This window comes from Halomonas sp. IOP_6 (genome assembly GCF_021151565.1).
GTDB classification, from domain to species: domain Bacteria; phylum Pseudomonadota; class Gammaproteobacteria; order Pseudomonadales; family Halomonadaceae; genus Vreelandella; species Vreelandella alkaliphila.
The window spans coordinates 245,905-264,885 of the sequence record NZ_JAIRBO010000004.1 but is presented as its reverse complement, the minus strand read 5'-3'; the positions used below and the strand labels follow the sequence as shown (position 1 = coordinate 264,885).

At 53.5% G+C, this 18,981-nt stretch carries 14 protein-coding genes and 1 pseudogene; 10 read left to right on the top strand and 5 right to left on the bottom strand.

Translation table 11 applies throughout. The annotated features are described in order from the left end of the window. The first annotated feature begins 1 nt into the window (after window position 1). The gene (locus tag K7H08_RS09635) at window positions 2-2,119 is read left to right on the top strand and encodes a methyl-accepting chemotaxis protein (protein ID WP_120386070.1); all 2,118 of its coding nucleotides are present in this window, start codon (window positions 2-4) and stop codon (window positions 2,117-2,119) included. A 320-nt stretch (window positions 2,120-2,439) separates the two neighbouring features. Then, window positions 2,440-4,296, top strand: coding sequence for a methyl-accepting chemotaxis protein (locus K7H08_RS09630; protein ID WP_038479474.1), 1,857 nt, complete (start codon window positions 2,440-2,442; stop codon window positions 4,294-4,296). 36 nt (window positions 4,297-4,332) lie between these two features. Here the strand turns inward: K7H08_RS09630 and K7H08_RS09625 are convergent, their stop codons facing one another. Then, window positions 4,333-5,259, bottom strand: coding sequence for a LysR family transcriptional regulator (locus tag K7H08_RS09625; RefSeq protein ID WP_009723195.1), 927 nt, complete (start codon window positions 5,257-5,259; stop codon window positions 4,333-4,335). Between the two features lie 183 nt (window positions 5,260-5,442). Between K7H08_RS09625 and K7H08_RS09620 the strand changes: the two genes are divergently transcribed. Next, window positions 5,443-6,219 carry a ferredoxin--NADP reductase gene (locus K7H08_RS09620; protein WP_038479478.1) on the top strand — a complete coding sequence of 259 codons (777 nt, stop codon included), beginning with the start codon at window positions 5,443-5,445 and terminating at the stop codon, window positions 6,217-6,219. 143 nt (window positions 6,220-6,362) lie between these two features. On the opposite strand, the gene glnK is transcribed toward K7H08_RS09620, so the two are convergent. The 3 genes from glnK to K7H08_RS09605 form a co-directional block, all read right to left on the bottom strand. After that, window positions 6,363-6,701, bottom strand: a complete 339-nt coding sequence (gene glnK / locus K7H08_RS09615) for a P-II family nitrogen regulator (protein WP_009098335.1) — start codon at window positions 6,699-6,701, stop codon at window positions 6,363-6,365. Between the two features lie 203 nt (window positions 6,702-6,904). Then, entirely contained in the window at window positions 6,905-8,152 is a 1,248-nt protein-coding gene (locus K7H08_RS09610; protein ID WP_038479484.1) for an ammonium transporter, read from the bottom strand. A gap of 45 nt (window positions 8,153-8,197) precedes the next feature. After that, window positions 8,198-8,536, bottom strand: a complete 339-nt coding sequence (locus tag K7H08_RS09605; RefSeq protein ID WP_038479487.1) for a P-II family nitrogen regulator — start codon at window positions 8,534-8,536, stop codon at window positions 8,198-8,200. Window positions 8,537-8,899: 363 nt separating this feature from the next. Between K7H08_RS09605 and K7H08_RS09600 the strand changes: the two genes are divergently transcribed. The 6 genes and pseudogenes from K7H08_RS09600 to K7H08_RS09575 all read left to right on the top strand — a co-directional run. Further along, complete coding sequence (locus K7H08_RS09600; protein ID WP_038479490.1) at window positions 8,900-9,241, top strand: accessory factor UbiK family protein; 342 nt, start codon at window positions 8,900-8,902, stop codon at window positions 9,239-9,241. Window positions 9,242-9,428: 187 nt separating this feature from the next. After that, on the top strand, window positions 9,429-11,564 hold the full coding sequence (locus K7H08_RS09595; RefSeq protein ID WP_231657783.1) for a TonB-dependent receptor: 2,136 nt from the start codon (window positions 9,429-9,431) through the stop codon (window positions 11,562-11,564). A gap of 49 nt (window positions 11,565-11,613) precedes the next feature. After that, the gene (locus tag K7H08_RS09590) at window positions 11,614-12,582 is read left to right on the top strand and encodes a helix-turn-helix transcriptional regulator (protein ID WP_231657782.1); all 969 of its coding nucleotides are present in this window, start codon (window positions 11,614-11,616) and stop codon (window positions 12,580-12,582) included. A gap of 181 nt (window positions 12,583-12,763) precedes the next feature. Then, window positions 12,764-14,881 (top strand): TonB-dependent siderophore receptor, encoded by a 2,118-nt coding sequence (locus K7H08_RS09585; protein ID WP_370687207.1) that lies wholly within the window; start codon window positions 12,764-12,766, stop codon window positions 14,879-14,881. 170 nt (window positions 14,882-15,051) lie between these two features. After that, complete coding sequence (locus K7H08_RS09580; protein WP_198348777.1) at window positions 15,052-15,957, top strand: ABC transporter substrate-binding protein; 906 nt, start codon at window positions 15,052-15,054, stop codon at window positions 15,955-15,957. Between the two features lie 86 nt (window positions 15,958-16,043). Beyond that, window positions 16,044-16,691 (top strand): annotated as a pseudogene (locus K7H08_RS09575) (magnesium chelatase domain-containing protein); the annotation flags it as partial. Between the two features lie 249 nt (window positions 16,692-16,940). On the opposite strand, the gene K7H08_RS09570 reads toward K7H08_RS09575, so the two are convergent. After that, entirely contained in the window at window positions 16,941-17,465 is a 525-nt protein-coding gene (locus K7H08_RS09570; protein ID WP_231657780.1) for a hypothetical protein, read from the bottom strand. 715 nt (window positions 17,466-18,180) lie between these two features. On the opposite strand from K7H08_RS09570, the gene K7H08_RS09565 reads away from it, so the two are divergent. Beyond that, window positions 18,181-18,495, top strand: coding sequence for a MarR family winged helix-turn-helix transcriptional regulator (locus K7H08_RS09565; protein ID WP_231657779.1), 315 nt, complete (start codon window positions 18,181-18,183; stop codon window positions 18,493-18,495). Window positions 18,496-18,981 lie beyond the last annotated feature (486 nt).

The window sequence follows — 18,981 nt, the reverse complement described above, 5'->3', positions numbered from 1 at the left end:
TATGCATTTTCGCTCATTACGCTCTTTTGTCGTGGCACTTGCAGGTCCTTGCCTGTTAGCCATTGTGGCAGCCCTGGTGGTGTATAACCTGATCGCCGCCGCTCATACCCAACAAACCGTGGATGACCACACCAGTGAGCTCATGGAAGGCGCGCTGAATGCTCGCTTAAACGCCATTGCCGAAGCGGAAGGCCAGCGCATTCAGCGCGAGCTGGACAAAGCAATGACGCTGGCCAGCCAACTAGCCACAACCAATGCGTTAATGGGCATGGACGATGCAGAAGGCCAACGCGCGCTCTACCTAAGCCGCCGACAGCTATCAAACCTTGTGCGCCAAACCGTCGCCGATAACCCAGACCTATTGGATGCCTATATCGGCTGGGAGCCCAACGCCTTTGGAGATGACGCTCGCTACGCAGGTGACGAGCGCTACGGCCATGACGCCAGCGGCCGCTTTATGCCTTGGTGGTACCGCACTGATGATGGCGAGCTGGCGATACTGCCGCTAGGTGAGGACATAGAGAGCGAAACGCCCCTGGCAAGCGGCGTGCGCGAAGGCGAGTACTATCTGTGTCCGCGGGAAACCTTAGCTCCTTGTATTATCGACCCTGCAGCTTACGACTTCGGCGGCGAAACCCAGCTAGTCGCTTCGTTCAACGCACCGATTTTGGTAGATGGCGAGTTTCGCGGTGTGGCGGGGATTGATTTAGCGCTTAACTTTATCCAAACCCTGTTAAGCGATGCTAACCAGGCGCTTTATAACGGCGCTGGCCGGATGACACTAGTGGCGGGACGTGGCGGTTTGGTAGCTGATACCGCTGGGGGGCAAGCTTTAGGATTGCCCGCTAGCGATTCGCTAAGTGACACGCTGTTGGCAGGCATTGAGCAGGCAACAACGCAGGGCAACCTACACAGCAGCACGGCCGACGGTATGTTCCAGCGTTATCAGCCTATCGCTCTTGGCAATACGGGTCAGCCCTGGGTGCTGGTACTGCAGCTTCCCGAGTCGGTGGTACTGGCCGAACTGAATGCCTTGCAAGACGTGCTCAGTGAGCAGCGCCAGCAAAACACGTTCGGCATGACACTGGTGGGCTTACTGCTGGCAGCCATTGGTGTCGGCGCACTATGGTGGATTGGTGGACGAATCGCGCGCCCTCTTAAACGCCTGGCCAACCGGATGGAAGAGATCGCAACAGGGCATGGTGACCTTACCCAACGCTTGCCAGTTCATGGCCGCGACGAGAGCGCAGCAGTGGCAGAACAGTTCAATGCCTTCGCGGAGAAAATCCAAACCATCTTGCTGGATGTACGGCGCAGCAGCGAAGCAGTCAACCATGCAGCCAATGAGATTACCCAAGGAGGGCACGATCTTTCTCGGCGTACCGAACAGGCCGCCGCTAGCCTGCAACAGACCTCTTCAGCCATGGAAGAGATCAGCAGTACCGTTGGCCACACCACCCACGCCTCTCAGGAAGCCAGCGGGCTTTCCCAAACCGCCTCGGAGCTCGCGTCCCGTACTGACAGTGCGTTTGAGCAGGTGGTCGCCACGATGACGGATATTCGCACCAACTCTGATGAAATTCAGAGCATTGTCAGTGTCATTGATGGCATCGCTTTCCAAACTAACCTGCTGGCGCTAAACGCATCCGTAGAGGCTGCCCGTGCAGGGGAGCATGGTCGTGGCTTTGCCGTCGTAGCTGATGAGGTACGTAAACTCGCCTCGCGCAGCAGCGACGCCGCTAAAGATATTCGCCAACGCATCGATGCCTCGGCAGGTAAGGTAGAAAGCGGCACACAAATGGTGCGTGATGCCGAAGCTGCCATGCATGAACTGGCTCAAAGCGTGACGCGCGTTACTCAAATGCTCGGCGATATCAGTACGGCCGCGCGAGAGCAAAACGATGGTATCAGTCAGGTAAGCATTGCCGTCACCGATCTAGATCAGATGACTCAGCAAAACGCAGCCCTAGTGGAGGAGTCCACCACCGCCGCCGAACAGCTAAAAGATCAGGCGGATCGGCTCGATGCACTGGTGGGTGGCTTCACGCTTGAAGCACATGACAGCCGCCACTCACAGAGCCAACACACACTGCCTGCGCCAACGCTGGCACAGTACTAAACAGCTATTAAATCAGGCCGCCAGGAGATCGGCAGTAGCGCAGGTTTATCGCTACGCTGGGCTCCGGCGGTCATTATCCTGCCAGGCCTCATTTCGAGGCCCACCTCGTTATCCATCCTGCCTTAGCTCAGTTTGCTTCAGGGCGTGTTCTCCCCCTTGCGAACCGATAACTACACGATCTTAAGCATACGCCTAAAGTCGTAATCATTGATGCCGATAGTAGGGCTGCAGATAGTACTTATCAGATAGTACATAGCAGATAGTACATACAAAGTGGCCTATTTCAGGCCTTAGCTTTCCTAACTAGCGAGACTATATTCATGCTGTCGTCCCTACGCTTGCGTATTCTTATCATCACGTTAATGGTAATTACGCTAGCACTGACTATTAATGCCTCAGTCAGCTACCTGACCCTGCAAACACATAATGACCAGCAGGTAACTCAGCAGTTGGCCTCAATTGCACAGGGTAACGCCCTGGCCATTGAGGAGTGGATTGATGCCCGAGCCGCCATACTAGAAGCCGCGCGCACGCCAGTGATCGATAATGACCCGCTTGCGCCACTCATTCAGGTAGCAGCGTCAGGCGGTTTCCTAACGGCATTTTTCGGCCAAGCCGATGGTAGCCACCTTTCGTCCGATGGCTGGGTACCAGGCAGCGATTATGATCCACGCCAGCGTGACTGGTACCAAGCAGCAACAAAGCAGGATCGTACTATCGTCTCGCTGCCGTACGTGGACGCTAATAGCAATCAGCTAGTGGTTACCTTTGCTACGCCAGTCAAGCGTAATGGCCGTTTGTATGGGGTAATCGGCGGCGATGTCGTCATCGACAATCTAGTCAGTCAGGTCAACGCTATTCGGCCAACGCCTTCGAGTTTCGCCTTTCTAAGTAGCGGTGGCGAGACAGTGATTGCCCACCCCGATACTGCACTGACGCTCAAACCGCTGAGCCGAATTAGCGACACTCTGTCCCCTGCGTCCATCGAACAGCTAAGTGCTGTGCAAGACGCGTGGGAGCCTATCGAAGTCGATGGCCTGGATAAACGACTCTCAGTGACCCCCATCACAGGAACCGACTGGGAACTCGGCGTGGCATTAGACGAGTATGAAGCCACTGCAGGGCTGCGTGCCATCCTCAAGTCTTCATTGTTGACGCTAATCGCCATCATTGCTGTCACGGCTCTGCTGTTGAGCCTGTGGCTTAAACGTACTTTCGCTGGCCTAGAACGGGCGCGTGATGCCCTGGATGACATTGCCAGCGGCGAAGGCGATCTAACCCGACGACTTCCCGAGCAGGGCCGTGATGAAGTGGCCCAGATTTGCGGTGCTTTCAACCGCTTTGTGGGCAAAATGGAAGCGGTATTGGTCGATGTACGCACCAGCAGTGAATCGGTGCACCATGCCGCTAACGAAATTGCCCTGGGCGGCCAGGATCTATCCCGCCGTACCGATAACGCGGCTTCTAGCCTGCAGCAGACCTCCGCTTCAGTAGAGCAGATAACCAGCACCGTGGAGCACACCGCGGCCTCGGCCCAAGAAGCCAACAAGCTCTCTCAAACGGCCTCGAAAGTAGCTAAAGAAGGCGGGCAAGTGGTCGCCAATGTGGTTACCACGATGGAAGATATTTCCCAGGCCTCCCATAAAATTGGCGAAATCGTCACGCTAATGAACAGTATTGCCTTCCAAACCAACTTGCTGGCCCTTAACGCCTCCGTAGAAGCCGCCCGGGCAGGGGAACATGGCCGTGGTTTTGCAGTAGTTGCTGATGAAGTACGCAAATTAGCAGGGCGCAGCAGTGAAGCCGCCAACGATATTCAAAAACTCATTGAAGACTCACAAAGCAGAGTCAATAACGGTACCGCATTAGTGCAAAACGCGGGCGCAACCATGCAGGATATAGTCGCTCATATCACTCGCGTCACCGATGTGTTGGAAGAAATCAACTCCGCCACGAGTGAGCAGAGCGATGGCATCAAGCAGATCAATATCGCCGTGTCTGAACTTGACCGTATGACCCAGGAGAATGCTGCCATGGTGGAAGAGTCCACCACTGCCGCTGAACAGCTGAAAGAGCAAGCTGATCATCTTAAGGGCACCATCAGCAGCTTCAAGCTGTCTCGACACCCTTCGGCTCCCCTAGCAGTCAACTCGCCCAACGTTTTGCCATCGTATTGAGTGACTATCGTATTGAGTGACTATCGTATTGAGTGACTAAGGAATCGGCGGCAGTGGAATATCATCGCTGCGCTTGGCACCCGCGGTCATCTCGCGGCAAAGTCGCAAGAACTCTCGTACCCCCGTGGTAAGGTACTTGTGGCGGTGCCAGATGAAAGTGAACTGACGTTTTAAGTCTAATTCCGGTGTTGGCAGAGGCACTAAGCTGCCACGCCGGAAAGCATCACGCAGTGCTAGCCTGGAAACGCAGCCAATCCCCAGGCCTGATTCTACTGCCCGTTTAATACCCTCGGTATGTTCAAGCTCCAATAGGGTATTAAACCGACTACGCCGATGCCGCGCGGCGTGCTCAAGGGTCATGCGGGTGCCAGAGCCCTCCTCGCGCATAATCCAGTCTTCACGCAACAGCTGTTCCAGCTCAAGATGCTCGCGACCCGCCAACGGGTGGCGCGGCGAGCAGAAGACGCACAGCTCATCCTCTACCCATGGCTGGCTGATAATCATATCGTCGTCGCACTGCCCTTCAATCAGCCCTAAATCAAGCGAGTGCTGGCGTACACTCTCAATGATGTGACGCGTGTTACGCACTGCTAGCCGCACCCGACTGCCGGGGTAGCGCTGCATGAAATCGCTGATCAACAGAGTGGCTAGATAGTTGCCAATGGTTAGCGTTGCGCCCACATCTAATGCGCCTACGCCCTGCTGGCCGCGCAACAGTTCCTCTACCTCTTCGGCCCTGTCCAGCAAGGCCACCGCTTTTGGCAACAGTTGAAAGCCTAACGCATTAAGCTTCAGCCGTTTTCCCATGCGGTCGAGAAGCTGGCAGTCAAACTGACGCTCAAGCTCCGCGAGCGACGTACTGGTAGCAGATTGGGACATAGCAAGAGCACGCGCCGCCTGAGAAACACTTTCGTGCTGGGCGACCGCCACAAAGACTTCCAACTGGCGCAGGGTGTAATGCATAGAGACAACCTATCTTGTTTCGGCGGCATATCTATTTTTTAGATAAGTGTTATCAGTATAATTTGCTTAACAGATATATCTCTCTTTATTTAGAATTAGCAGCAACATATTTAGCCATCTTTTATGCTTTTTTAGAATATGGCAGACGAGGCTTAGGCCACTCTGCCCATTGGAGGAGTTAGCATGAGCAAGTTTGCCTTGGAAGAAGTCCTCAGCGTTCACCATTGGAACGACACCCTGTTCAGCTTCCGCACCACTCGCGAGCGTAGCCTACGCTTCAAAAATGGTCAGTTTGTGATGATTGGCCTGGAAGTGAACGGCAAACCGTTGATGCGTGCTTACTCCATCGCCAGCCCCAACTACGAAGACCATCTGGAATTTTTCAGCATCAAAGTACCCGATGGCCCGCTCACCTCGCGCTTGCAGCACCTTCAAGTTGGCGACCAAATTATGGTCAGCCGCAAGCCTACGGGCACGCTGGTATGCGATGACCTACTTCCCGGCCGCAACCTCTACATGCTTTCCACCGGAACAGGCCTTGCACCGTTTATGAGCCTGATCCAAGACCCAGAAGTGTACGAGCGCTTTGAAAAAGTTGTGCTGGTACATGGCGTGCGCGAAGTATCTGAACTTGCCTATGCCGACTTTATTACCAAAGAGCTGCCTGCTCACGAGTATTTAGGCGAAGAAATTGCCGAGAAGCTGGTGTACTACCCCACGGTTACCCGTGAAGAATTCCACACCATGGGGCGCCTGACCGATCACATTCGCAGCGGCAAGCTGTTTGAAGATACCGGTCTTCCGCCGATTGATCCGCGCCAAGACCGCGCGATGATTTGCGGCAGCCCCGCCATGCTCGACGACACTAGCGCGCTGCTAGACGAATTGGGCCTGAATATTTCCCCGCGGATGGGCGAGCCGGGCGATTACGTGATTGAGCGTGCCTTTGTTGAGAAGTAAGGGGTGAAAAGTAAGAAGTGAAGAGTCAGAAATAGAAGGCAAGGAAAGGTTTGCCAACTCGGAAGTAACAACGCAACGCCCCGCTAAGCAGGCCGCTTAGCGGGGCGTTTTGGTAATTTTAGGCTGCGAAGCACCCGTCGCGATTAAACCGCGTCTTTACCGGTTTCACCGGTACGAATACGGATCACCTGCTCCAGCGGCATGACAAAGATTTTGCCGTCGCCGATTTTGCCTGTATTGGCAACCTGCGTAATGGCATCAATAACCTGTTCCGCCATATCGTCATCTACCGCAACTTCTAGCTTTACTTTGGGCAGAAAATCCACCACGTACTCTGCACCACGATATAGCTCTGTGTGACCTTTCTGACGGCCAAAGCCCTTCACTTCCGTTACCGTAATGCCCTGCACGCCGATATCAGAGAGCGATTCGCGTACGTCATCAAGCTTAAACGGCTTGATAATGGCTGAGATCAATTTCATTGCGACATCCTCTAGCTTGGTGGCCTTTTATTAAAGGTTGGCGGGACACTGCTGTTAGCCAAGCCCGTTAGCGTTAAGCATACACCGCTACAGGCAGAGAATAAAAAATCAGCGCCAATGGATTGTAACAATGCACTAAGGCAAAAAGGCCTCCCGCTAGGGGAGGCCAAAAGAGCACGCCAGCTCATTTCATTAGCGTAAGCTTATTTCTTAACGCTAAATTCGGGATAGGCTTCAAGACCGCACTCAGCAATATCGACACCTTCATACTCTTCTTCTTCGCTGACACGGATGCCCATGATGGCTTTCAGCACCAGCCATACCACCAGGCTCGCAACGAATACCCAGCCAAAGATACCAACGATACCGATCAGCTGTGCGCCGAAAGAAGCGTCGCCATTGGTCAGCGGAACTGCCAGCACGCCCCAGATACCCACCACACCGTGTACCGAGATAGCGCCGACCGGATCATCAAGCTTCAGCTTGTCCAGCGTGACGATCGCAGCGACAACGATCAAGCCACCTACCGCCCCAATCACCGCAGCGCCTAGCGCAGAGGGCGACAGAGGATCCGCAGTAATCGCGACAAGACCAGCCAGTGCACCGTTAAGCGCCATGGTAAGGTCCGCTTTACGGAACCACAGTTTGGCAAGAATAAGTGCGGCAAGCACGCCACCGGCAGCGGCCGCGTTGGTGTTAACAAACACTTGAGCAACGTTGTTGGCAGAGCTGATATCAGACATTTTCAACTCAGAGCCACCATTGAAGCCGAACCACCCCATCCAAAGGATAAAAGTACCCAGTGTGGCCAGCGGCATGTTGGCGCCTGGAATCGCGTGGATAGACCCATCTTTACCATACTTACCTTTACGTGGGCCAAGCACCAATACACCCGCTAAGGCAGCCGCGGCACCTGCTAAGTGAACAATGCCGGAACCCGCGTAATCGGAATAGCCGACTTCAGACAACCAGCCGCCGCCCCACGTCCAGTAGCCAGACACCGGATAAATAAAGGCTGTCATCACCACTGCGAAGGCCAGGAAAGCCCACAGCTTCATGCGCTCAGCAACCGCACCAGACACAATCGACATGGCAGTGGCCACGAACACTACCTGGAAGAAAAAGTCAGAGCGCATTGAGTAGTAAGGCGCATCATCACCGCCTGCGGTCACTGCATCCACGCTGTTTTCAGCGCCAATCAAGAAACCAAGGTTGGGTAGGAAGCCACCCGCGCTGCTGGAATACATAATGTAGTAACCCACCAGCAAGTACATGGTGCAGGCAATCGCAAATAGCGCGATATTTTTGGTCAGAATCTCGGCGGTGTTTTTTGAACGTACCAAGCCAGCCTCAAGCATTGAGAAGCCAGCGGCCATCCACATGACGAGCACGCCGCAAATTAGGAAGTAAAACGTGTCGAGCGCGTAGCTCAGATCAGTCAACTCATTCATTTTAAGTTCCCCGTTGAACTATAGAAATGATCCGAAAAAACAGCTTCAAACGGCGTCTGCACCGCGTTCGCCTGTCCGAATCCGAATAACGTCTTCAAGCGGTGTCACAAACACCTTGCCGTCACCGATCTTGCCGCTGTTAGCCGCGCTACAGATCGCTTCCAATACGCTCTCTAACCGGGTGTCGTCCACGGCCACTTCAACTTTTACCTTGGGTAGAAAGTCGACGACGTACTCCGCACCACGATACAGCTCGGTATGCCCCTTTTGACGACCGAAGCCTTTAACTTCAGTCACCGTGATGCCCTGAACGCCGTTGTCAGCGAGCGCTTCACGAACGTCGTCAAGTTTGAATGGCTTGATGATAGCGGTGATGAGTTTCATCCCGGATCTCCCCTGCTGGATTAGGTAGCGGCAGCGCCGCCCGAATTAACTGCTTATCTCGTTAATGCGCATACCATGCCACCCAACTTTTTTTTCTTATAAGTCAGCAGTTTGTTTTATAAAACTCAAGATTATTCGGTGGCAAGGAAGACTTAGCAGCAGCCGCCACTGCCTGCTTGCACCATAAAAGAACATTAATAAAAACGCGGCGCTCCATTTCGATGCACTCCTTCGATACACCCCGCCGATAAAGAGAAGCCAGAGGCTAATTTGTAAACGATGCATGCGCATCGACTGCGGGTTGCGTATCCTTATAGTTAGTAAGCAGTGCACATTTATGCGTGGTCATTTAAGGAGAGAGCGATGGCGCCTCAAGATCGCATTAGCCGTTTAGCCCAGCAAATTGGGGATCGTTTACAGAACGCATCCCAAGCCCCGGAAGATATCCAAAAAGGCGTACAGCAGGTAGTGCGTGGTGCCTTTGACAGGCTGGAGCTGGTGTCACGGGAAGACTTTGATATTTTGATGGATGTATTACAGCGCACCCGCTCCCGCGTTGAAGCTCTAGAGCGCCAAGTGGCCAGCCTTGAGGCAGCCGTGGAAGCTTCTACCTCAACGAGCCCTTCCCCCGTTGAAGCAGAAGCACCACCAACCCCCGCTCCTGAACCGAACAGTGATGGTTCAGAGGATAACAAGCCCGCCTAAACCCAGAACGGACGGCAATAGGCTTACGACGCCTATTGCCGACACTAAGTGGTGGCTTAATACGTTGATGTTGATGACGTAAAGAGCGTCATACCCACTCAATAAACACGAATCAATATCATTGACATTGACTGTTGTGGTGATACTCTCCGCCTCCTATTCCCTAACTGCTCGCGGATTGTTCATCATGTCTGACTGGTCTTCTTCAACGGCTGCACTCATTGGCACGGGTCTATTACTAGGCTTTTCCAGCAATGTTTTCGCCCAAAACACAACGTCTGGATCCACGCTAAACGCAAACGCTGAAGATACCATGGTAGTGGTTGGCTCCCGCACCCCGACCCAGATCAGTCAGATACCTGGCGCGGTATGGGTGATTGACAAAGAGATGCTGCAACAGCAGACCCGCAATGGTGCAGACCTAAAGACGGCATTGGGGCAACTTGTGCCGGGGCTGGATCTGGCACCGCAAGGGCGCACCAATTATGGGCAAAACATGCGTGGTCGGGGCGTGCAGGTGCTTATCGATGGCGTATCTCTGAACAGTTCGCGTGGGCTTTCCCGTCAGTTCGACGCCATTGACCCCTTCAATATTGAGCGTGTAGAAGTGCTTTCCGGCGCCAGCAGCCTGTATGGCGGCGGTGCTACGGGGGGCTTGATCAATATCATTACGCGCAAAGGCGAAGAAGGCCTGAACTGGCGCACCGAAGCTGGCATCACCACGGGCTTCAACAACAGCGATGATATGGATCGACGCCTGTCGCAATCGATCAGCGGCGGCAATGAGCGGGTTCAGGGCTACCTGGGTACCTCAATTGTGGACAACGGCCGTCACTACGACGGCGGCGGCCAAGAGATCTTTCCCGATATTGCCCAGACCGACCTGCAGGACAATCGCAGCATTGATGTATTGGGCAACCTCTCATTCCGTTTGACCGACGAACAGAGCCTGGAACTGGGCGCCCAGCTGTATCGTTCCGGCTACGAAGGTAATCGGGGTGTTTACTTTCCCAACCTCGACGCAGCCACGCCCAACTTGAACGATGCCGAGATTCGCGACGGCTACCGTTCACAGCGCGATCCGGAAACCGACCGCAAGCTGGTCAACGTCAACTATCACCACGCTAACCTGTGGGGGCAAAACTTCTACCTGCAGGCGTTTCACCGGGAGGAAGAGTCCAGTTTTCAGGCATTTCCCTACCCAGTCGCCGACGGTCTGCAGTTTCGCGCATCGCAACAAAACACTGATTTAAGCGGCATTAAAGCGCTATTTGAGTCGCGCCTGGGTGATGACGTTTCGTTGACCTACGGGCTCGACCTGGATCGAGAAAAATTCGATGCCAGCCAGATGCTGTTCGATACCGATATCTCGGATACCACCGGTGGTCTGGTGCAGCAGGCTTCAAGTGTTGAGCCCCGCTATCCAGGCTATCAGGTGGACGGGCTTTCGGGCTTCGTCCAAGGTGACTGGCAAGCCACCCAGGCGCTTAAGCTCTCCGCAGGGTTGCGGCAGCAGCATATGGATGTCGAAGTGGACGATTTCCAGGGTATTCCCGGCGGTAAGAACGATTACGAAGCCACGCTATTGAATGCCAGCGCCCTCTACGATTACGGCAACGGTCACCAGAACTGGCTGCAGTTTAGCCAGGGCTTCGAGCTGCCAGATCCCGCCAAATACTACGGCAAGAGCCCCGAGGTGAGTGTCAATAACAACCCTCTATCTGCCATCGAGACAGATCAGGTGGAGCTAGGCTGGCGCTACCAGGGGGGTAACTGGATGGCTCAAACGGCACTCTACTACGCTTGGTCGGACAAAGCGGTAGAGAACGCCCAGGATCTGAGCGTCAGCGTAGTGGACGAAAAGAAGCGCGACTTTGGCCTAGAGAGCGCGGTAACCCGTTACTTCGACAACGGCCTGGAGGTCGGCGGCACCCTACACTTGGTGCGCTCCGAGCAGGAGAACGACCAAGGGGAGTGGGAGAAGCGTGACGCCCGCTATGCTTCGCTCTCCTCTTCCACTGCCTTTATCGGCTGGACCGACTACGTGCGTTCGGCGCGCTTGCAAGCCAGCCATACTTTCGACCTGAAAGACGATGCGGATCGTGAGATCGATGGCAACACTACCCTCGATCTATCGCTCAGCCAGGAGACCGATTTTGGCACCGTGAGTCTGGGCATACAGAACCTACTCGATGATCAGTACTCCACCGTTTGGGGCCAGCGGGCCGCCATGTTCTATTCGCCCTACTACGGTCCAGAATACCTCTACGACTATCAAGGGCGCGGACGTACCTACACCCTGAACTGGTCGATGGCGTATTAAGCACCGCCCCGCTACTCGCAGGCAGCCGCTCAACAGCGAGGTAATGGGAATGGCGACACTCGACACACTCGCGCCACTCACCACCTATGACCTGCTGGCCCTTGGTCAGCGCTTCGGGATCGATTACCGCTTTCCCGAAGCGCCTGACCGCCCCCCATCGCCTTACGTAGCTCGCGGGCGTGTGATGGATATCGAGATCACCCCGGCCCTACGCGTGACGCACTCAGATCTTGATGTCCTGCACGCTTATGCCTCCACCTCCCGTCGTACCGCTCCGTGGTTTCTCAGTGTGGTACTTGAGGGCTGCATCCATGTGGGGCTCGGCCACCAGTCATTTCAGTTACAGGCTGGCGACGCCTTCAGTGCACACTTCAACCAGCAGACCAGGCTTGAGGTATTCCAGCCTGCACCACAACGCTTAAGCACCCTCAACGTGTCGATTCTAGATGGTCTCGAGCCTCTCTCTTCCTCGCCTGTTAACGTTGCCCCTCCAGCCACCCCAGTGCTACACACTTGGCAAGTACCACCGCTCCTTCGCCATAGCCTAGAGACAGCACTGGCATCGAACTGGCCAGCAGAACGGCTGTGCCTATTATGGCAAGGCCTTGCGTTCCAGTTGCTAGCTCATGGCCTGCCTGCCGCTGGCCTGGAACCCGGTGACAAAAACACACAAGAAGGCCTCCCTCCAGACCTTTTGCATCGCGACCACCAACGCCTGGAGCTCTTGCGCAAGCAGCTCGAACATTATCCCAACCAGAATTACCGGCTGGAGCAGTTAGCCCGAAATGCCGCTATGAGCCCTAGTAGCCTACGCACCAAGTTCCAGCGCTGTTACGGCTGCTCGATATTCGACTACCTACGGCGTTGTCGCCTGACCCAAGCTCAGGCGTACTTGCGCAAAGGTTATAGCGTGCAGCAAACTGCCCACGCCTGCGGCTACCGCCACGCCAGCAACTTTGCTACAGCATATAAGCGGGCCTTTGGTGTCACGCCGCATGAAGTCTTCAAGTATCGCTAACGTACTATCCATAACGTACTATCCATAACGTCTTGCCGTAAGTTCCCCTGCGCTGCATTTTTTGGCAGCACGCATAACCTCTTTGTCATAGCGCATACCTTTTCAAAGCAATTAAACGCAATAATTCTCATTAACACATTAGTTAATTGCTTCTTATTGCAGGTACACCCCCATGTCTTTTATGCCTCGCCGTTTGTTACGCTCTCCGCTCAGTGCCGCTGTTCTCGCGGCGCTCGCGGCACCATCGGTTTACGCTCAGGCAAGTGCGCAGGAAAGTACACTGGAAAGTACAGCGCTAGGCACTGTGACGGTAACCGCCCAGCAGGCGGCCACTAAAGTCACCACCCCTTTTATTGAAACGCCGCAAAGCGTTTCTACCATTACCCGCGAACAAATGGATCACCGTGGGGTCAGCACCGTTCAGCGCGCCACCGATTACACGCCCGGTGTTTACAGCAACCAGGTGGGTGCCTCCAACCGCTTCGACTACCTGGTACTACGTGGCTTTTCTGACGGCAGCTTGAGCAACACGTTCTTAGATGGTCTTAAAGTGATGGGCGATGCCAACTCCCATAGCAGTATGCGCATCGATCCGTGGTTTCTAGACAGCATTGAAGTGGTACGCGGGCCTGCCTCGGTGCTCTATGGCCGCGCGTCGCCGGGTGGTGTGGTGGCGCTAAACAGTAAGCGCCCTGAATTTGAACAAGGCGGTGAGCTACGTTTTCGGGTAGGCAATAATAACCAGCGCAGTGCCGCCTTTGACCTCACTGGGCCGATTGGCGCAGAGCAGCGAGTAGCGTTTCGCCTGACCGGCATTGCCAGTACCGCCGACACCCAGTTTGGCCCCGCCGTAGAGGAGCGCTATGCCATTGCGCCACGGCTAAGCTGGGATATCACCGACGACACCAGCCTAACGGTTGAGGCCTATCTACAGGATGAACCCGAAGGCGGCTACCACTCCGGCGTGCCCTATGAAGGAGCGGTAGTACCCAGGAACGGCAAGCAGATCAGTAACAACTTCTTTGATGGCGAAGCCGACTACAACGCCTACGAGCGTACTCAGCGCATGGCTGGCTATACCTTGGAGCATCGCTTTAATGACGACGTAACGGGCCGCCAGCTACTGCGTTATCTCAACTCCGATGTGGTGCTTAATCAAGTCTATGGCTATGGCTGGACGTCACCCACCTCTGACGAATTAACCCGCTACTATTCTGGTAGCGATGAATCTCTAGAAGCTTGGACTATCGACAATCAGCTTGAAGCCACTATCAGCAGCGGCTTTATGGATCACACACTGCTCGTTGGGGTTGATTACCAGCAGCGGGAAAACGACGTATCGTGGCCCACTGGGTATTTCCACCCCGTCAATGCCTTTAATCCTGTTTATGGTAGCGGGCCGATTGAATTTTACGCACCTACCCGCGAACGCCACGAGATCGATCAAACGGGTGTTTATCTACAGGATCAAATCGCCGTCGATAACTGGCGCTTTACGCTAGGCGGCCGCTACGACTGGGTAAATATCGACAATACCAACCGCGATAGCGGTGACACCAGCTCACTTAGCGATACCCAGTTCAGCGGCCGCGCCGGTGTGGTCTACTTGTTTGATAATGGTGTAGCGCCCTACCTAAGCTACTCCACTGCCTTCACCCCCACTAGTTTCGTCGATGAGAGTGGCGACCTGCTTCAACCAATGGAAGGCGAACAGTGGGAGGCCGGCCTAAAATTCCAGCCTAACGGCAGCGCCAGCCAATTCAGTGCAGCGCTGTTCCATATCAGCCAAGAGAATGTCGCGACCAAGGTGCAGCCATCCGACCCTTACCGCGCGGTAGGTGAAATTGAATCTCAAGGACTGGAGCTGGAAGCACAAACCCAGCTAACGGATACCCTCTCGGTTCAGGCAGGCTATAGCTTCACCGACATCACCTACGCTAAAAGCGATGATGGCAACCAGGGCAACAACGCGATTTACTCCCCACGCCACCAAGTACAGCTGTGGGGCCACTACGAGGCCAATAAGGGCTGGCTAAACGGCGTGGATGTCGGTGTTGGCGTACGCCACTATGCGGATATTGCCGCCGATCGAGCCAACACTGAAACTGTCCCTGACTACACCCTGGTGGATGCCACTATTGGCTACGATCTAAGCCAACTCGGCGTTGAAGGGGTGGAAACGCGCCTCAATGTGAACAACCTGCTGGATAAGGAGTACGTGGCCTCCTGCAACTCGCTGGAGTACTGCTACTTCGGCGCCGAGCGCGGTGTGACCGCCAGCGTTCACTACCGTTTCTAAACGCTTGTGCTAAGCGACGTTCCAAGCACTTATCTAAGTATTGCTAATTTATTGTAACCCCACCTGCCCAGGCCACTCAGCCTGGGCATTTTTCCTTGAATACAGGTTTGCAAACAATAAATATTATCGTTTAAATACAGTTCTTATTTTCTGGATAGCCTCTCACCACCATGCGCCACACTAACCTGTTCTCTTTGCTCGCGCGCTGCGGGCTGTTCGCCGTTTGTATGCTGAGCGTTTCTACTGCCCAGGCGCAGTGGGCCACGGTGGACTGGACCATCGCTGAAACACTACTAGCCATTGATGCGCCGGTTAGCAGCGTTGCCCAACAGAGTGATTATCACCAGTGGGTGGGCGAGCCACAGATACCCGACAGTGCCACCGATATGGGACTACGCGCCCAACCTAATTTAGAACTGCTGGCCCAAGTGCCTCCGGAACAGACGTTGATCTCGCCCATGTTTGCCGGTTTAACACCGCGCCTGGAGCGCATTGCCCCGGTCACTTCATTCTCGCTCTACTCGCCCGGCACCGATACCTGGCAAGAGATGCAAACCCTGACCCGTGAGCTGGGCGAGTTAACCAAGCACCAGCCCCAGGCCGAGCAGCTTATTGAAGAGACCCAAATATTGATGACCACGCTGCGCGAATCTCGCCCCCTATCTCAGTCTGAAACTGCGACGCTGCTGATGGTACAGTTTATGGATGCCCGTCACGTGCGGGTGTTTGGGGAAAACAGCTTATACAACGCCGTGCTGGAGCAGCTCGACCTCCCCAATGCCTGGGATCAAGCGACCAATGCCTGGGGGTTTTCACTGGTGGGGATTGAAGCGCTGGCGCGCTACCCAGAAGCAACGCTGGTGATCATCGATCCACTGCCCATCGGAGTCGAAGAGCAGCTTGCAAACAGCGGCCTGTGGCAGCAACTTCCCAGCGTCAGGCATGACAGGATAGTTCGCCTACCGCCGGTATGGAGCTTTGGCGCACTGCCCTCTGCCCAGCGTTTTGCAAGAGAGTTGTTTGCTGCACTGTCGGCAGGCAGCCCAGCTCAAGTAACCGACTCAACTGTTAACTAAGGTCAGTTTTCCAGGCACACGCTATTTTTAAACGTTCCAATTAACGTAGGGTTATGTCAGGAATAAAAAACTAGCGAGGGAGCGCCATGACACTAGCCATTGTGGCCACGCGCGCAGGGGTTGGGCTGGAAGCACCCGCCGTGCATGTCGAGGTACATCTAGCCAACGGCTTGCCGGGACTAACGCTGGTGGGCCTGCCGGAAACCGCTGTCAAAGAGAGCCGCGAGCGGGTGCGCAGCGCGCTCATCAATGCCGGGTTTGATTTCCCCAACACCAAGCGCATTACCCTCAACCTTGCCCCCGCCGACCTACCTAAAGAGGGTGGCCGCTTCGATTTGCCGATTGCACTCGGTATTCTGGCCGCCTCTGGCCAGATTCCAGTAGATGCGCTAGAAGGCATGGAGTGCGCAGGCGAACTGGCATTGGATGGCAAACTACGCGCCGTACCCGGCGTATTACCCTTTGCTCTCGCCACGCGGCGCGTCAACAAAGCACTGATTATTCCCCGCGCCTGTGCCGACGAAGCCGCGTTAGCAGGCGACTTACCGGTTTTACCTGCCGACACCCTATGGCAGGTCGTTGCTCACTTGCTGGGACAAGAGAAAATACCGCCCCACCAACTGTCTGCCTCGGTGAGATCCACGGCCCCCATTGCCGACTTAGCCGACGTTCGCGGTCAGCAGCAGGCACGCCGCGCACTGGAAGTGGCGGCCGCTGGTGGCCATAACCTGCTCATACCATACCTTTTGAGACCCTCATAAAAATCAATGTGTTATATATGAAAAATCTATTTCATTGATAATGAGGCACATAAAACACGGTCTTAGAAGACGGTACCAGTAGCTGCTCTCAAGACCCCTGTGCCGCAATGAAAAGACGTAATGCCTATAAAGCAATTTACGTGGACGGTATATGTATATGTAACACCACTATTTAGATTGATGGGTACTATATAAATATCTAGTTTAAACTCAGCGGTATTTTTATAGTTTGTCTACAGATTCTGATATTCTAGCTTGATAATTTACATTTAACATGGCGTTATAACCTTCAACCGCCGTTGAATAGATACCGATGTTAACTCCATTCTCCGTAAACCAATCGGCTTCAGCCTTTTTGAATACCCCCCTCCTTCTCACAGTGTGGTTTATTTCATTTCCGTATTTGGCACGCAAAGCTTGAACTAGCGCCTCAAAAACGAATAGGGTATCCACGAAACTTCTTTCTCTTTTAAGGTTCAGTGTAATTTGATCAAGTCTATTATCAATGAAGTAAAAATTTTGTATAAAAGTCTCACCTACCACCTCGTAATCTTTATTTCTAACTAACTCAGTAGCTCCATTGGAAAGAAAGCTCCCATTTTCAAACATCTTGGCTCCTTCTACAGTCCTAACAACCTCTTGCGGGCTCATGCCAACTTCGACGCCTCCCAAAAACTCTTGCGATAGCGAAAAGTTAGAAAAGGTAAAAGTGGCTGTCGCCAAAATAAGAGATGGTATTTTCATCATTTTTCACTCCAATTAATCTACATACCGCTTACAAAAGTATGCAAAACTCAGTTTATCTAGTGCATCCACTTCTAGGTTAATCAAGATAGGTAACATCCACTTTGTCAAGCAGGTAATTTATAAAATAATCATATAGAAAATAATAGAAACTAAATGATAACTTATATTTTCTGCGTCAATGTACCTTAAAGGTAAAATTTTACAAAACACCCTAGCATACACTAGCTCAACATTTACATAGCTCAAAAGGTATACCCTATGATCCAACCTCTGAACCGTTTTGATAATTGGCTCATAGGTGTTGGTATTTATTGAGCCATTCCCTGCATTGTGAGCCATAGTTATTGAGCCACCATGCGGGAGCAACCTAATGTCAGTCAATATCGCTTATGTTTGAGCCAACGCTGAGGACCAGTCAATTAACACGCAGCGGGCGACTATCAAAGAACGCCATGTTCCGAACGACCTGAGAATAGCGGCTAAAGTAAATTAATAAAATTATGAGATAACGTAAAGATTGACTCCTGAATGAGCCATCGTCTTACTTTAAGAATGTATTCCAAGAAGCCAATGTGAAGCTACAAGCCCCCCTTACCAATGGAGCAACACAGCTTGAAACGTAAGGTTTCAAAGCCTACGATTTCTCTAGACAACAAAGCCGAGGTGTTTAATGGAACATCAGCTATCAAGCTTGACCCCTAGCGAAAGAATTTCCATGCAACGCGTATGGGACATCGTGGAGGAATTTCGCAAGCTTGAGTCTGACTTACCAGTGAAAGTAGCTTACCTTTTTGCCTATATCGCTGCTAATCCTGGGATATCAATAAGTGAACTTCAGAAGCAAACCAATATCGAGCAATCAACTTGCTCACGAAGCGTTGCTGTGTTGTCTGAATGGCAGACTGCCGAAAAGCCTGGCTTAGGTTTGGTCTGGACGGAGGAAGACCCTGAAGAGCGCAGAAGGAAACTGGCGTATCTAACTGAGAAGGGTGAGAAACTGGCCGCGACCCTTGCGAACATGCTGCGCTGATCCTGAGCAATGACAGTGACCACAGCTGATAAGACCTACACCCTCCCTGTCTGTGGGTATTAAACCAGCATACTCACAGACGACCTCACTCCTACCTGATTATCATCAAGCAGAGCTTCAATTCAGCCCCTCTAATATATCTCCCGCCTATAAGCTCTCTGTCACCCATAGAACTCCTTCCGCTGCTAACCTACTGCTTTCCCCTAGAATCTCTCACAGAGCCTCACAAGCCCACTCTCCGGGCCGCCCACCTATTGGGAATTACCCTGCACCTAAGGAGGAGCGTGCCCATCTCGTGTAATTACCATGCACCTAAGGAGGAGCACATCTCCCCCACCAACCACCTATCACTTACCTGAACTCTCACCAGTAGCACCACTTAACTAACCAAGCGCATAACTGGGCCTTTCGTATGTCCGGTCAGGTAGACCTGTGCCTATGGGATTCTGTTGGGCTCGCTGGTGGGAGGTTCCACTGGCGAGGAAT

Excerpts from the sequence above, each read along its gene's own strand:
- K7H08_RS09635 (WP_120386070.1), top strand. The coding sequence starts at position 2 with ATGCATTTTCGCTCATTACGCTCTTTTGTCGTGGCACTTGCAGGTCCT.
- K7H08_RS09630 (WP_038479474.1), top strand. The coding sequence starts at position 2,440 with ATGCTGTCGTCCCTACGCTTGCGTATTCTTATCATCACGTTAATGGTA.
- K7H08_RS09625 (WP_009723195.1), bottom strand. The coding sequence starts at position 5,259 with ATGCATTACACCCTGCGCCAGTTGGAAGTCTTTGTGGCGGTCGCCCAG.
- K7H08_RS09620 (WP_038479478.1), top strand. The coding sequence starts at position 5,443 with ATGAGCAAGTTTGCCTTGGAAGAAGTCCTCAGCGTTCACCATTGGAAC.
- glnK (WP_009098335.1), bottom strand. The coding sequence starts at position 6,701 with ATGAAATTGATCTCAGCCATTATCAAGCCGTTTAAGCTTGATGACGTA.
- K7H08_RS09610 (WP_038479484.1), bottom strand. The coding sequence starts at position 8,152 with ATGAATGAGTTGACTGATCTGAGCTACGCGCTCGACACGTTTTACTTC.
- K7H08_RS09605 (WP_038479487.1), bottom strand. The coding sequence starts at position 8,536 with ATGAAACTCATCACCGCTATCATCAAGCCATTCAAACTTGACGACGTT.
- K7H08_RS09600 (WP_038479490.1), top strand. The coding sequence starts at position 8,900 with ATGGCGCCTCAAGATCGCATTAGCCGTTTAGCCCAGCAAATTGGGGAT.
- K7H08_RS09595 (WP_231657783.1), top strand. The coding sequence starts at position 9,429 with ATGTCTGACTGGTCTTCTTCAACGGCTGCACTCATTGGCACGGGTCTA.
- K7H08_RS09590 (WP_231657782.1), top strand. The coding sequence starts at position 11,614 with ATGGCGACACTCGACACACTCGCGCCACTCACCACCTATGACCTGCTG.
- K7H08_RS09585 (WP_370687207.1), top strand. The coding sequence starts at position 12,764 with ATGCCTCGCCGTTTGTTACGCTCTCCGCTCAGTGCCGCTGTTCTCGCG.
- K7H08_RS09580 (WP_198348777.1), top strand. The coding sequence starts at position 15,052 with ATGCGCCACACTAACCTGTTCTCTTTGCTCGCGCGCTGCGGGCTGTTC.
- K7H08_RS09570 (WP_231657780.1), bottom strand. The coding sequence starts at position 17,465 with ATGATGAAAATACCATCTCTTATTTTGGCGACAGCCACTTTTACCTTT.
- K7H08_RS09565 (WP_231657779.1), top strand. The coding sequence starts at position 18,181 with ATGCAACGCGTATGGGACATCGTGGAGGAATTTCGCAAGCTTGAGTCT.